At 71.1% G+C, this 12,332-nt stretch carries 14 protein-coding genes; 12 read left to right on the top strand and 2 right to left on the bottom strand.

Going from position 1 to position 12,332, the window contains the following annotated elements; genetic code table 11:
* Window positions 1-28 precede the first annotated feature (28 nt).
* Together AC2D8W_RS04710 and AC2D8W_RS04705 are read left to right on the top strand one after the other, a co-directional pair.
* A complete protein-coding gene (locus AC2D8W_RS04710; protein ID WP_484670561.1) occupies window positions 29-481 on the top strand; it encodes a GNAT family N-acetyltransferase in 453 nt (150 codons plus the stop codon).
* Between the two features lie 172 nt (window positions 482-653).
* Entirely contained in the window at window positions 654-1,484 is an 831-nt protein-coding gene (locus AC2D8W_RS04705; RefSeq protein ID WP_484670560.1) for a DUF72 domain-containing protein, read from the top strand.
* 7 nt (window positions 1,485-1,491) lie between these two features.
* Here AC2D8W_RS04705 and AC2D8W_RS04700 read toward each other — a convergent pair whose 3' ends face one another.
* Complete coding sequence (locus AC2D8W_RS04700; RefSeq protein ID WP_484670559.1) at window positions 1,492-2,970, bottom strand: sensor histidine kinase; 1,479 nt, start codon at window positions 2,968-2,970, stop codon at window positions 1,492-1,494.
* Window positions 2,971-3,118: 148 nt separating this feature from the next.
* Here AC2D8W_RS04700 and AC2D8W_RS04695 point away from each other — a divergent pair, with 148 nt between their 5' ends.
* From AC2D8W_RS04695 to AC2D8W_RS04650, 10 genes are all read left to right on the top strand, one after another.
* Window positions 3,119-4,048: an SDR family oxidoreductase gene (locus tag AC2D8W_RS04695; RefSeq protein WP_484670558.1), complete on the top strand. Its 930-nt coding sequence runs from the start codon at window positions 3,119-3,121 to the stop codon at window positions 4,046-4,048.
* A gap of 139 nt (window positions 4,049-4,187) precedes the next feature.
* The gene (locus AC2D8W_RS04690) at window positions 4,188-4,814 is read left to right on the top strand and encodes a TetR/AcrR family transcriptional regulator (RefSeq protein ID WP_484670557.1); all 627 of its coding nucleotides are present in this window, start codon (window positions 4,188-4,190) and stop codon (window positions 4,812-4,814) included.
* A gap of 58 nt (window positions 4,815-4,872) precedes the next feature.
* Window positions 4,873-5,853 (top strand): NADPH:quinone oxidoreductase family protein, encoded by a 981-nt coding sequence (locus tag AC2D8W_RS04685; RefSeq protein WP_484670556.1) that lies wholly within the window; start codon window positions 4,873-4,875, stop codon window positions 5,851-5,853.
* A gap of 44 nt (window positions 5,854-5,897) precedes the next feature.
* Window positions 5,898-6,647, top strand: coding sequence for a type I methionyl aminopeptidase (gene map / locus AC2D8W_RS04680; protein WP_484670555.1), 750 nt, complete (start codon window positions 5,898-5,900; stop codon window positions 6,645-6,647).
* Window positions 6,648-6,742: 95 nt separating this feature from the next.
* Complete coding sequence (rpmH, locus tag AC2D8W_RS04675) at window positions 6,743-6,877, top strand: 50S ribosomal protein L34 (RefSeq protein WP_293482274.1); 135 nt, start codon at window positions 6,743-6,745, stop codon at window positions 6,875-6,877.
* Between the two features lie 115 nt (window positions 6,878-6,992).
* Window positions 6,993-7,403: a ribonuclease P protein component gene (rnpA, locus tag AC2D8W_RS04670; RefSeq protein ID WP_484670554.1), complete on the top strand. Its 411-nt coding sequence runs from the start codon at window positions 6,993-6,995 to the stop codon at window positions 7,401-7,403.
* Window positions 7,404-7,440: 37 nt separating this feature from the next.
* A complete protein-coding gene (yidC, locus tag AC2D8W_RS04665; protein ID WP_484670553.1) occupies window positions 7,441-9,243 on the top strand; it encodes a membrane protein insertase YidC in 1,803 nt (600 codons plus the stop codon).
* Between the two features lie 80 nt (window positions 9,244-9,323).
* Window positions 9,324-9,902: a ribosome biogenesis GTP-binding protein YihA/YsxC gene (yihA, locus tag AC2D8W_RS04660; protein WP_484671045.1), complete on the top strand. Its 579-nt coding sequence runs from the start codon at window positions 9,324-9,326 to the stop codon at window positions 9,900-9,902.
* Window positions 9,895-11,292 (top strand): tetratricopeptide repeat protein, encoded by a 1,398-nt coding sequence (locus tag AC2D8W_RS04655; RefSeq protein WP_484670552.1) that lies wholly within the window; start codon window positions 9,895-9,897, stop codon window positions 11,290-11,292. The genes yihA and AC2D8W_RS04655 overlap by 8 nt, the downstream gene beginning before the upstream one ends.
* A gap of 6 nt (window positions 11,293-11,298) precedes the next feature.
* Window positions 11,299-11,991, top strand: coding sequence for a hypothetical protein (locus AC2D8W_RS04650; protein ID WP_484670551.1), 693 nt, complete (start codon window positions 11,299-11,301; stop codon window positions 11,989-11,991).
* A gap of 85 nt (window positions 11,992-12,076) precedes the next feature.
* On the opposite strand, the gene AC2D8W_RS04645 is transcribed toward AC2D8W_RS04650, so the two are convergent.
* Window positions 12,077-12,332, bottom strand: a 256-nt coding sequence (locus tag AC2D8W_RS04645) for a transposase (RefSeq protein WP_484670550.1), incomplete at its 5' end; no start/stop codon positions are given.

The following is a 12,332-nucleotide window of genomic DNA, read 5'->3' as shown; positions in this document are numbered from 1 at the left end:
GGCGGGCAGGAAGAACTATAGTCTCGCCATGACCAGCGACATCACCATACGGCCGGCCAGCGAGGATGAGAGGGCTGAGCTGGGGGAACTCAAGTTGCGCTCGTCGCTGGCCTGGGGCGACCTCAACGCGGAACTCGCGGAGTTGCCAGAGGCCAGGCAGGTGCCCGAGGAACATCTCGCCTCCGTCTTTCTCGCCGAGCGAGGCGGCGCGATCCTGGGGTTCGCGACCGTCTTGGCCTCCGACGGTCATGATGCGGAGCTTGAAGATCTGTTCGTCGAGCCTGGCCTCTGGGGACAGGGCATTGGCCGAATGCTGATCGCGGAGGCCGAGCGGCGCGCAGTCGCGTCCGGGTTCAGGGGGCTTCACGTGATCGCCAACAAGCGCGCGCTGCCGTTTTACGAAGCGGTTGGGTTCTCAACGATCGGAACCGTGGAGACGCTCTTCGAGCCAGCGCCCGAGATGCGCAAGGACGTCGCCTAGGCCCGCCTGCCTGAGGTCCGCTGCAGCCCCCCGAGCTGACGTCAGCGATGCGTCACGCCCCGCCATTCGCGACGCGCGGCGGCCCCAACGCCCGTCCGCGTCACGCGCGGGAACATCTTGTGAACTCGGGCGCCAGTCGCTACCACTTCCGGCGAGCTTCAGGAGATGTCGCATGGCTGACGCGGCAGGCCGGATCCGCTGCGGGATCGGGGGGTGGACGTTCGAGCCCTGGCGCGGGGTCTTCTACCCGCCCAAGTGGCCCCATGCGCGGGAGCTGGAGTACGCCTCGCGCCGGCTGACCGCGATCGAGATCAACGGCACCTACTACTCGTCGTTCAAGCCGGACAGCTGGGCGAAGTGGCGCGCGGCGACGCCCGAGGGCTTCAAGTTCTCGGTCAAGGCCAGCCGGTTCTGCACGAACCGCAAGGTGCTGGCCGACGGCAAGGCCAGCCTGGACATCTTCCTCAACCAGGGGCTGACCGAGCTGGGGGATCGGCTGGGACCGATCCTGTGGCAGTTCATGCCCACCAAGAAGTTCGACTACGACGACTTCGCCGGCTTCATGGACCTGATGCCCGAGCGGATCGGCGACACCCGGGCCCAGCACGTGTTCGAGGTGCGCAACGGGACGTTCAACGACCCGAAGTTTATCGGCCTCTGCCGCGACCGCGGCATCGCGATCTGCAACTCGGACAACGAGAACTACCCCTTCATCCCCGACATCACGGCCGACTTCGTCTACCTGCGCCTGCTGTCGGCCGACGACGAGATCCCCACGGGCTACGAGGCCAAGGACCTCGACCTGTGGGCCGGCCGCTTCCGCGCCTACGCCGAGGGGCGCGTGCCGGGCGACTTCACGCCGGTGGACCGTACCGGCCCGCCCGAGGGCCCGCGGGACGTCTACGCGTTCGTCATCCACGAAGGTAAGGTGCGCGCGCCCGCCGCGGCCATGGAGTTCATCCGCCGGGTCGATCCCGAGTTCCAGCCGCCGGAGCCGGTCTGAACCGGCGCTACTGACGCAGCTCGGCCTCGCCGGCGTGCGCCATGAAGACCGGGTCGTCCAGCGGCTCCTCGGGCGGCGCGGCCTCGGGCTGGAACGGCGCGCTGATGCGGCAGCGGACGCCCGCCGGCTCGAACAGGATCCTCACCTCGCCGCCCAGCTCGCCGGCGAGCCCCCGCTCGAGCAGCCGCGAGCCGAAGCCGCGGGCCTTGGGCGGCGCCACAGGGGGTCCGCCCTCCTCCTCCCATTCGAGGATGAGGCGCGGCGGCTCGGTCTCGGGGTCCAGCCGCCAGCGCACCGCGAGCCGCCCCACGTCGTTGGAGAGCGCGCCGTACTTCACGGCGTTGGTGGCCAGCTCGTGGGCGCCCATGGCGAGCGCGAGGGCCATCTTGGGCGAGACCCGCAGGTCGGGGCCCGCGAACTCGACCCGGTGCGCGGCGGCGTGGGGCGAAAGGGTGCGTTCGAGCACCGCCCGCAGCGATGCGCCCGCCCAACGCTCCCGCGTCAGGATGTCGTGGGCCCAGGCGAGCGCCATGAGCCGGTCCTCGAAGTCGGCCAGCGGCCCGCCGCCGCGGGCGCGCCCCAGGCTCTGGCGCGCCACCGACTGCACGGTGGCCAGCATGTTCTTCACCCGGTGATTCAGCTCGTGAATGAGGAGCTGCTGGCGCCGCTCGGCGCGGTCGCGCTCCGAGACCTCGCGCTCGAGCCGCGCCTCGTGCAGCTTCGAGGCCGTGACGTCGAGCGTGACGCCCGCCACGCGCACCGGCAGGCCGTCGCGCCGCTCGACGACCGCGGCGCTGGACCGCAGCCAGCGATGCCCCCCGTCCGCGGCCGACACGCGATACTCGAACGCCACCTCGTCGGCGTCGCGCAGAGTCGTCAGGCTGGCCCCCACGCCGGCCAGGTCGTCGTCGAACACGAAGGTGCGCCAGTCGGCGATGGACTCGTCGGGCCCGGCGGTGAGGCCGATCAGGGCGCGGGCGGCCTCCGGATCCAGCCAGCGCAGGCCGCGCCCCGTCCGCCATTCCCAGGTGGCGGCGCGGGCGGCCTGATGCGCCAGCCGCAGGCTCTCGGTGGTGGAGCGCAGCCGCCGCTCGCTGCGGCGCAGTGTGCGTTCGCTGCGCTCGCGGGCGGTCACGTCGCGCAGGAAGAAAGCGATGCCGCCGGTCACCGGCAGGCCGCGCACCTCGACCCACTCGTCCGCCGCACCCGGCCGCGCCACCACGAACTCCACGGCGGATGCGTCGCGGACGGCGGCCAGGAACCGCAGCTCGAGGGTCTCGACGCCCAGCCGTTCCAGGATGGGCTTGAGCGCCTTGCCGATCGAGCTGGTGCGGAACGTCTGCAGGAACGCCGCGCCGGCGGCGTTGCAGTAGGTGATGCGCCCGCCGCTGTCGCAGGCGAAGAGCCCGTCCGCGCCCGCGAGCTCGAGCAGGGCTTCGCCCAGCTCCACCGCAAGATCGGCGGGCTGTGACCGGTCACGCCTCATGGCCGCCATTCGAGTCCCTCGATGCGGCCCCCCGCGACTCAGAATGCCACAACTGCGCCGTATGCGCCCCGGCGATTGGTCGCAGGGGCGCTTGACCGACCCGGCGTCAGGACGGCCTGCTCACGGACACAACGATGGAGGCGCCCCGATGACCGAGTTCACCCAGGACGACATCATGTTCAAGCCGGGCCTGATGAAGGGCCAGCGCATCCTGATCACCGGCGGGGGCACCGGCCTGGGCAAGGTGATGGCCGAGGCCTGCGTCCTGCTGGGCGCCGACGTGGTCATCTGGGGCCGGCGCGGCGAGGTGGTGAAGGCCGCGGCCCAGGAGCTGACCGACGCCCACGGCGGGCTGGCCGGTGGACGCTGCACCGGCATGGCGGTGGACATCCGCGTGCCGGAGGCGATCCACGACGCCATGGACGAGGTGTGGGCCGGCGGGCCGCTGACGGGCCTCGTCAACAACGCCGCGGGCAACTTCATCAGCCGGACCGAGGACCTGTCGCCGCGGGCCTTCGACGCCATCGCCAACATCGTCTTCCGAGGCTCGTTCTTCGTGACGCTGGACGCGGGCAAGCGCTGGCTGGCCGAGGGCCGGCACGCCTCGGTGATCTCGATCCTGACCACCTGGGTCTGGCACGGCGGGCCGTTCACCGTGCCCAGCGCCATGTCGAAGGCGGGCCTGAACGTGATGACGCAGTCCCTCGCGGTGGAGTGGGGCAACCGCGGCATCCGCTTCAACGCCATCGCCCCCGGCCCCGTCCCGACCGAAGGCGCCTGGGCCCGGCTGAACCCCGGCTCGACGGAGGCGACCGGCGGGGCGCGCGCGAAGGCCGACCCCGGCATCCCGCTCGGGCGGAACGGCGAGATGCGCGAGCTGGCGAACCTCGCCGTCTACCTGCTGGACCCGGGCTCGGCCTATGTGAACGGCCAGACCATCGCCATCGACGGCGGCGGGCACCTGCAGGGCGGCGGCGGCTTCACCCGCCTGGCGGCGTGGGGCGACAAGGAGTGGGAGGCGGCCCGCAACTCGATCCGGGCCAGCAACGAGAAGGACCGCGCCCAGCGCACGGTCTGACCCTCTGCGGACAGGGGGGCGCCCCGGTCGAAGGTGGCGTCCGATTTGTCTTTACCTGCGCGTAAACCCGCTTGGCTGAGCCGTACGGCGCATTCTAATGTGACACCCGTCACCTTCGGGGGAGTGGGTGAGGAGTTCCATGTCACAAGTCGCGTATCTTCCCGTGGGCAAGCGGGAGCAGACCAAGGTCCAGAACCGCCAGGCGATCCTGGACGCCGCGCGCGAGGTGTTCGGCGAGCTGGGCTATGACGCATCGACCGTGCGCGACATCATCCGCCGCACGGGCCTCGCGGCCGGCACGTTCTACAACTACTACCGCTCGAAGGAGGAGGTGTTCGCCGCCCTCGCCGACGACGGCGCCCGGCGGTTCGCGCCGATCCTCAAGGGCCTGCGGACCAAGGGCGGCGCCTTCGAGGAGTTCGTCCGCGAGGCGATCGTCGCCTACTTCGAGTTCATGGCCGACGAGCATGTGAGCTGGGCGGCGCGCCGACCCGCCGGCGAGGCGCATCCCCATATCCAGGGCGAGACCCCGGAGATGGCCGCCGTGTTCGCCGAGGTGAAGGACGCCATCGAGGACGCCATCGCCCAGGGCAAGGGGCCGGCGGCCGACTCCGAGTACATGGCCGCCGCCTGCATCGGCATCGCCCGCGAGGTGGGCGAGAAGATGCTGACGCGGCGTCCCATCGACGTGGCGGCCGCCGCCGACTTCGCCGCGGCCATGATCCTGGGCGGCGTGAAGGGCCTGCCGGCGGGCGGCGGGGCTTAGGCTTCCATTCCCATGCGGCGCCGCTGCTAGGACGCGGCGATCCAAGCGGAGACCCCGGATGCGCGCCCTGGTCGTCGAAGAACTGCTGCCCGACTACGCGGGCGTCCACATCCGCGACCTGCCGCTGCCGCAGCCCGGGCCGGGCGAGGTGCGGATCAGGGTGCGGGCGGCGGCGGTGAACTTCCCGGACCTGATGCAGACCCGCGGGGAGCACCAGCACAAGCCGCCGATCCCGTTCGTGGGCGGCATGGAACTCGCGGGCGAGATCGACGCCCTGGGCGAGGGCGTCGCGGGCTTCGCGGTTGGCGACGCGGTCTGCAGCGGCGGCCGGGGCGGCTTCGCCGAGTACGCCATCCTGCCCGCGGCGACCCTGCGCCGGAAGCCGGAAGGCCTGAGCTTCAGCGCGGCGGCGGGCTATCCGGTGGCCTACCTCACGGCCTATGTGGCCTTCAGCCGCATCGGCAGGGTGCAGCCCGGCGAGTGGGTGCTGGTGCACGGCGCGGCCGGCGGCGTAGGCCTGGCGGCGGTGGACTACGCCAAGGTGCTGGGCGCGAAGGTGATCGCGGCCTCGGCGTCGGACGAGAAGCTGGCGATCATCGCCAAGGAGTACGACGTCGACGCCACGGTGAACGTCACCGGCGGCTTCCGCGAACGCGTGAAGGCGATCACCGGCGGACGCGGGGCGGACGTGATCTACGATCCCGTCGGCGGCGACGTGTTCGACGAGTCGATCCGCTGCATCGCTTTCGGCGGCCGGATCCTGTCCATCGGCTTCACCAGCGGCCGGCTGCCGGTGCTGCCGGTCAACATCGCGCTGATCAAGGGCTTCTCGGTCATGGGCGTGCGCGCCGGCGAGTACGGCCGCCAGAACCCGGAGAAGGGCCGCGAGAACAACGAGGCCATCTGGCGCCTGGCCGAGGAGGGCCGGGTCAAGCCGCGGGTCGACCGCGAGTACCCGCTCGCGGACTGGCGCGAGGCCTTCGAGACGCTCGCCCAGCGCAAGGTCGTAGGAAAGACCATCATCCGGCCCGACCTGTGATGTAATGGGGCTCCCTGACCCGGGACGCAGCGGAGCTGGACGCCATGACCATCGGCAGCGAAGACGACCTCGAGAAGCTCAAGGCGGCAGGCCGCCTCGTGGCGCGGACCCTGAAGGCGATGGGCGATGCGCTGGAGCCCGGGATCACGACGCGCGAACTGGACGACCTGGGCCGGCGGATGCTCGAGTCCGAAGGCGCGCGACCGGCGCCTGAGCTGACCTACGGCTTCCCGGGCGCCACGTGTATCTCGGTAGGCCCCGACGTGGCGCACGGCATTCCCGATAACACGCGGGTGCAGGCCGGCGACCTGATCAACATCGACGTCTCGGCCGAGCTGGACGGCTTCTTCGCCGACACCGGCGCCTCGTTCGCCGTGCCCCCGGTGGCGGCGCGCGTGGAGCGCCTCTGCCGGGACGGCCGGCGCGCGCTGTGGACCGGCATCCGCGCGGTGCGGCCGGGGGCGTCCCTGGCGGCGCCCGGACGCGACATCGAGGCGTTCGCGCGCCGCAACGGGTATTCGCTGGTCAGGAACCTCGCGAGCCATGGCGTGGGCGCGTCGCTGCACGAGGAGCCCACCGAGATCCCGACCTGGGCCGACCGGTCGGAGCGGCGGACCATCCGCGAGGGCCTCGTGTTCACGCTGGAGCCGTTCCTGTCGCTGGGCGCCGACTGGGTGGACGAGACCCGGGAAGACGGCTGGACGCTTGGACCGCCCGGCGGCGAACCCACCGTTCAGTACGAGCACACGCTGGTTGCGACCCGCCGGGGACCGGTGGTGGTGACGCTGCCCTGATCGGCCCGGGGTGGAAACGCTGAGGTCGCCCGGTTGACAGGCCCGGCCCGTTCCACTATCCACCGCCGCTCGAATTTTCGACCCGGAGCCTTCCCGTGAAGCGGACCTTTCAGCCGTCCCGACTCGTGCGCAAGCGCCGTCACGGCTTCCGCCTGCGCATGTCCACCAAGAATGGGCAGAAGGTGCTGGCTCGCCGTCGCGCCAAGGGCCGCAAGCGCCTGAGCGCCTAGCGACCTCGCACTTTTCCCGGCCTTGGGGAGACCCGGACCGGGGGACCTGCAGGCATCGAAGTTCCAGAAGGCCCGCGGCGGCGACGCCGCGGGCCTTCTTGACGAGTCGGCGTCTATGCGCCCCGGTCTTCCCTTTCGAAACCGGGATGGCGGCACGATCTTGGACACCCCCCCCATCACCCGCCTGACCAAGCGCAGCGAGTTCCTGGCCTGCGCCCAGGCGCCGTCGTGCGCGAAGGGCGCCGTGGTCGTCCAGGCGCGGGCGCGGGGCGACGACGACCCCGCCGTCCGCGTGGGTTTCACGGCGACGAAACGCATCGGCGGGGCGGTTCAGCGCAACCGCGCCAAGCGGCGCATGCGCGAGGCGGCGCGGCGCGTCCTGCCCGATCACGCGCGACCCGGCCACGACTACGTGCTGATCGCGCGCGGCGGCGTGATCACCCGGCCGTGGGACCGTTTGCTTGACGATGTGAAAACTGCGCTGGTAAGGCTCGCCGCCGACCGGCCGGCTCCCCAAATCCGATAGGCCCGCCCACCTTTCCTCGACGGACCGCGTCCCCCTTATGCAAGACGAGAACCAACGCAACACGATCATCTTCGTCGTGTGCGCGTTCCTGATCCTCATCGGCTACCAGTTCTTCGTCATCGAGCCGGCGAACCAGAAGAAGGTCGCCGAGGAGAAGGCCCGCGCCGCCGCCGCCAAGACCCTGTCGCCCTCGCGGCCGGCCGTGGCGCCGGGCCCGCAGGTGGTGAACCGGCAGGCGGCGGTGTCGGCCAGCCCGCGGGTGCCCATCGAAACGCCCGCGCTCCGGGGATCGCTCTCGCTGCGCGGCGCGCGCATCGACGACCTGTGGCTGAGCAACTACCGCCAGACGCTCAAGAAGGACTCGCCGCCGGTCGAGCTGCTGCGGCCCGAGGGCACGCAGTACGCCTGGTTCGCCGATGTGGGCTGGGCCGGCCTGAACGTGCCCGGACTGCCGAACGCCCAGACGCTGTGGACGCTGTCGAGCGGTTCGGTGCTGGCGCCCGGCAAGCCCGTGACGCTCACCTACGCCAACGGCCAGGGGCTGACGTTCACCCGCACCATCGCCGTGGACGACCAGTACATGTTCACGGTCACCGACGCGGTGGCGAACACCACCGGGGCGCCGATCACGCTCGCACCGTACGGCTCGGTCCAGCGCCAGGGCGTCCCGCCGACGCTCGGTCGCAACGGCATCGTGCACGAAGGCGGCATGGGCTGGTTCGACGGCAAGCGCCGACCGATCAAGTACGCCAAGTGGCAGAAGGAGGGCGGCGGTCCGTCCCACGCGTCCACCGGCGGCTGGATCGGCATCACCGACCACTACTGGCTGGCGGCCCTGATCCCGGATCAGAAGCAGAGCTTCGAGGCCCAGTACAAGCTGACCAAGGCCCCGGGGCTCAACCTGCTCGCCGCCACCTTCACCGGCCAGGCCCGCACCATCCAGCCCGGCCGGCAGGTCGAGTCCACCGTCCGCGTCTTCGCCGGCGCCAAGCGGATGCCGGTGCTCGAAGGTTACCAGGACAAGCTCGGCGTCCAGCACCTCGACGAGGCGGTGGACTGGGGCATGTTCTGGTTCCTGACGCGGCCGGTCTACCAGCTGCTCAACTTCCTCTTCGGACTCGTCGGCAACTTCGGCGTCGCGATCCTGATCCTGACCGTGATCGTGCGCCTGCTGCTGTTCCCCATGGCGAACAAGCAGTACGAGTCCATGACCAAGATGAAGAAGGTGCAGCCCGCGATGGAGGAGCTGCGCAAGAAGTTCAAGGACGACCCGCAGCGCCAGCAGCAGGAGCTGCTCGCCCTCTACCAGCGCGAAAAGGTGAACCCGCTGGCCGGCTGCCTGCCGCTGCTGCTGACGATTCCGATCTTCTTCGCGCTGTTCAAGGTGCTGACCGTCACGATCGAGATGCGGCATGCGCCGTTCGTGGGCTTCATCAAGGACCTCTCGGCGCCTGATCCGACCACCATCTTCAACCTGTTCGGCCTGATCCCGTGGGATCCCGGCACGGCGCCGCTCATCGGCGGCCTCCTGGCCTACGGCAACCCGCCCGGCTTCCTGCACATAGGCATCATGGCGATCCTCTACGGGTTCACCACATGGCTCACCACGGCCATGAGCCCGCCGGCGCCCGATCCGATTCAGCAGCGCATCTTCCAGCTGATGCCGATCCTGTTCACCTTCATCATGGCGCAGTTCGCGATCGGCCTGTTGCTCTACTACACCTGGTCGAACATCCTGACCGCGCTGCAGCAGTACGTGATCATGCGGCGGTTCAAGGTGGACAACCCGATCGACCAGCTGATCGCGCGGCTGTCGGGCAAGCCCAGGACCACGGGGTGAGCGCGGCGCCCGACGCCCCGTTCGACGCCGAGGCGCTGGAGGCGGCGCGGGTCTTCTTCGCCCACCCGGTGACGTTCCTGATGGGGGCCGTCTCGATCCAGGGATTGCCGCCGGCCGACCTGCCGGAGGTGGCGTTTGCCGGCCGATCCAACGTGGGCAAGAGCTCGCTGATCAACGCCGTGACCGGGCGCAAGGACCTGGCCCGGGCCTCCACGGCGCCGGGCCGCACGCGCGAGCTCAACTTCTTCGTCGCCGACGAGCGGCTGCGGCTGGTCGACCTGCCCGGCTACGGCTTCGCCAAGGTGAGCCGTAGCGCGGCGAACAAGTTCCAGAACCTGGGCCGCAGCTACCTGCGCGGACGTCCCAACCTGAAGCGGGCCTACCTGCTGATCGACAGCCGCCATGGTCTGAAGGACGTCGACCGCGAGGCCATGGACGCGTTCGACACCGCCGCCGTGAGCTATCAGGTCGTCCTCACCAAGGCCGACAAGCTGCGCAGCGCGCGCGAGGTCGAGGCGGTCAAGGCCGATACGCTCTCGAAGGTCGCCAAGCGGCCTGCGGCGTTCCCGCGGGTGATCGCCACCTCGGCGGAAAAGGGCGACGGCATCGGGCAGCTGCGGGCCGAGATCCTGGCCGCCTGCGAGCTGGCGGGTGGCTGAGGCGCGAGACGCGCTGGCGCAGGGCGTGGCCCATCTCGAAGCCGGGCGAAGCGACGCGGCGATGGCCGCCTTCCGCGCCGTGCTCGCCGCCGATCCGGTCCAGCCGCTGGCGGTGCGGAACCTCGGGGTCCTGCTGATCGAGCGGGCGCGCTTCGATGAGGCGCTGGGCGTGGCCGACGCCGCGCTCGCGCATGCGCCCGGCCACGGCGAGGCGCTGCTGCTGCGCGGCGAGGGCCTGGCGGGACTGGCGCGGCACGCCGAGGCGGCCCAGGCCTACGAGGCGGCGCTGGCGGCCGGCGGTCCGGCCTACGAGGCGCTCTGCCAGCTGGGCCTCGCCCGCTCGGCCATGGGCCGCCACGCCGAGGCGCTGGAGGCCCTCGACGCCGCCGTCGCCCTGCGCCCCGAGGACGCCCTCGCCCGGCATCGCCGCGCGATCGTGCGCCTGCAGCTGCGCGACTTCGCCGGCGGCTGGGCCGACTACGAGGCCCGTCTGGACCTGAAGCGCTTCCTGCCGGTGGCTGGGGGCATCGTGAACGCCCGCACGCGGCCGCTGCTGACGCCGACGACGCGCCCCGACGCCCTCGCCGGCAAGCGGGTGCTGCTGCTGGGGGAGCAGGGCGTGGGCGACCAGATCATGTTCGCCAGCATGATCCCCGACCTGGTCCGGCTGGGCGCCCACGTGGGCTGCGTGTGCGACCCGCGGCTGGTCGGCCTGTTCGCGGCGTCCTTCCCGCAGGCCGGGTTCGTCGGCCCCGAGGCGGCGCGCCTGGACCTCTCGGCGGTGGACGCCGTGCTGGCGATGGGGAGCCTGGGCGGCCTCTTCCGTACCGACGCGGCGGCCTTTCCAGGGACGCCCTACCTGCGCCCGAGCCCGGCGTCTGAGGCGCGCTGGGCGCAGCGCCTGGGTCCGCGCACGGCGCGGCTGCGGGTGGGCCTCTCATGGCGCGGCGGCTCGCCGAACACCCGGCGGGACCAGCGCTCGCTGGCGCTGGGCGCGCTCGGGCCCGTCCTCGACCTGCCCGGCTGCGAGTTCGTCAGCCTGCAGTACGGCGAGGTGGAGTCCGAAGTCGCGGCGGCGCACCATGGCCGGGCGCAGCCGATCCGCATCTTCCCCGCCGCGGACATCGACGACTTCGACGATCTGGCGGGCCTCGTGGCCAACCTCGACCTGGTGGTGTCGGTGCAGACGACCCTGGTCCACCTGACCGGCGCCCTGGGCCGGACCTGCCTGACCCTCATTCCGCACGTGGCCGAGTGGCGCTACACAGCCGCCGGGCCCGCGATGCCCTGGTACCGCTCGGTCCGGCTGTTCCGGCAGGCGGCGCCGGGCGACTGGGCCCCGGTCCTGGCGGAGGTCGCCGCCGCCGTCGCCGCCCGCCTGGAGTCCTGAGCGCCCGTGCCGCCGTTCGAACCGCTGGACATCTACATCGGCTACGATCGCCAGGAGATCGTGGCCTACCACGTGCTGGCCCAGAGCATCCTCGAGCGCAGCTCTCGCCCGGTGCGGCTGACGCCCATCGCGCTCTCCACGATCCGGCCGATCTTCGACCGCCCGCCGGTCTCGGCGCAGTCCACCGACTTCTCGTTCTCGCGGTTCCTGACCCCCTATCTGTCGGGCTACGCCGGCTGGTCGCTGTTCATGGACTGCGACATGCTGCTGCGCGCCGACGTGGCCGAGCTGTTCGCCCTGGCGAACGACCGCTATGCGGTGATGGTGGCGCAGCACGACTACACCCCGCGCGACGAGGTGAAGTTCCTGAACCATCCGCAGGCCCGCTACGCCAAGAAAAACTGGTCGAGCGTGATGCTGATGAACAACGCCCGCTGCCGGGCGCTGACGCCCGAGTTCGTGCAGACGGCGTCGGGCCTGGAACTCCACCAGTTCAAGTGGCTCGCGGACGAGGCCGAGATCGGCGCGCTGCCCCTGGAGTGGAACTGGCTGGTGGGCGAGTACGACATGAACCCGGACGCCCGGATCGCCCACTTCACCCGCGGCGGGCCGTACTTCGCGGACTATGCCGACTGCGACTACGCCGACGAGTGGCGCGCCGCGCTGGACCGCACCACCTCCGTCGCCACGGGACGCTAGGGCTTTCAGGGACCTTCGCCGCGGCAGGCGATCGGCGCGCATCGCTCCCGCCCTGGTCCTCCCCTGCAAGGGGAGCAACCATGTTTCAGTTGGCGGGGTGAGTGAGCCATGGCTGGCGACGTCCGAGGACGAGGTTGGCGGCCTCGATGAGCTTTCGCATGACGGCGACGGTGACGAGCTTGCGGGCCTTGCCGGCGGCCAGGAGGCGTTCGGCGAAAGCCTTGAAGCCTGGATCGAAACGCTTGGCGGTGATGGCGGCGAGGTAGAGCATCCGGCGCGGCCGGGCGCGACCGCCGGAGATGAAGCGCAGGCCTTTCCACTGGCCGGAGTCGCGGTCGAAG

The organism is Phenylobacterium sp. T106, assembly GCF_057219735.1.
The sequence above is the reverse complement of the archived record's forward strand: the minus strand, read 5'-3'. Positions and strand labels throughout refer to the sequence as shown.

What these genes read in the sequence shown, in the direction of transcription:
- AC2D8W_RS04710 (WP_484670561.1), top strand. Translation starts at nt 29, where the DNA reads ATGACCAGCGACATCACCATACGGCCGGCCAGCGAGGATGAGAGGGCT.
- AC2D8W_RS04705 (WP_484670560.1), top strand. Translation starts at nt 654, where the DNA reads ATGGCTGACGCGGCAGGCCGGATCCGCTGCGGGATCGGGGGGTGGACG.
- AC2D8W_RS04700 (WP_484670559.1), bottom strand. Translation starts at nt 2,970, where the DNA reads ATGAGGCGTGACCGGTCACAGCCCGCCGATCTTGCGGTGGAGCTGGGC.
- AC2D8W_RS04695 (WP_484670558.1), top strand. Translation starts at nt 3,119, where the DNA reads ATGACCGAGTTCACCCAGGACGACATCATGTTCAAGCCGGGCCTGATG.
- AC2D8W_RS04690 (WP_484670557.1), top strand. Translation starts at nt 4,188, where the DNA reads ATGTCACAAGTCGCGTATCTTCCCGTGGGCAAGCGGGAGCAGACCAAG.
- AC2D8W_RS04685 (WP_484670556.1), top strand. Translation starts at nt 4,873, where the DNA reads ATGCGCGCCCTGGTCGTCGAAGAACTGCTGCCCGACTACGCGGGCGTC.
- map (WP_484670555.1), top strand. Translation starts at nt 5,898, where the DNA reads ATGACCATCGGCAGCGAAGACGACCTCGAGAAGCTCAAGGCGGCAGGC.
- rnpA (WP_484670554.1), top strand. Translation starts at nt 6,993, where the DNA reads ATGCGCCCCGGTCTTCCCTTTCGAAACCGGGATGGCGGCACGATCTTG.
- yidC (WP_484670553.1), top strand. Translation starts at nt 7,441, where the DNA reads ATGCAAGACGAGAACCAACGCAACACGATCATCTTCGTCGTGTGCGCG.
- yihA (WP_484671045.1), top strand. Translation starts at nt 9,324, where the DNA reads ATGGGGGCCGTCTCGATCCAGGGATTGCCGCCGGCCGACCTGCCGGAG.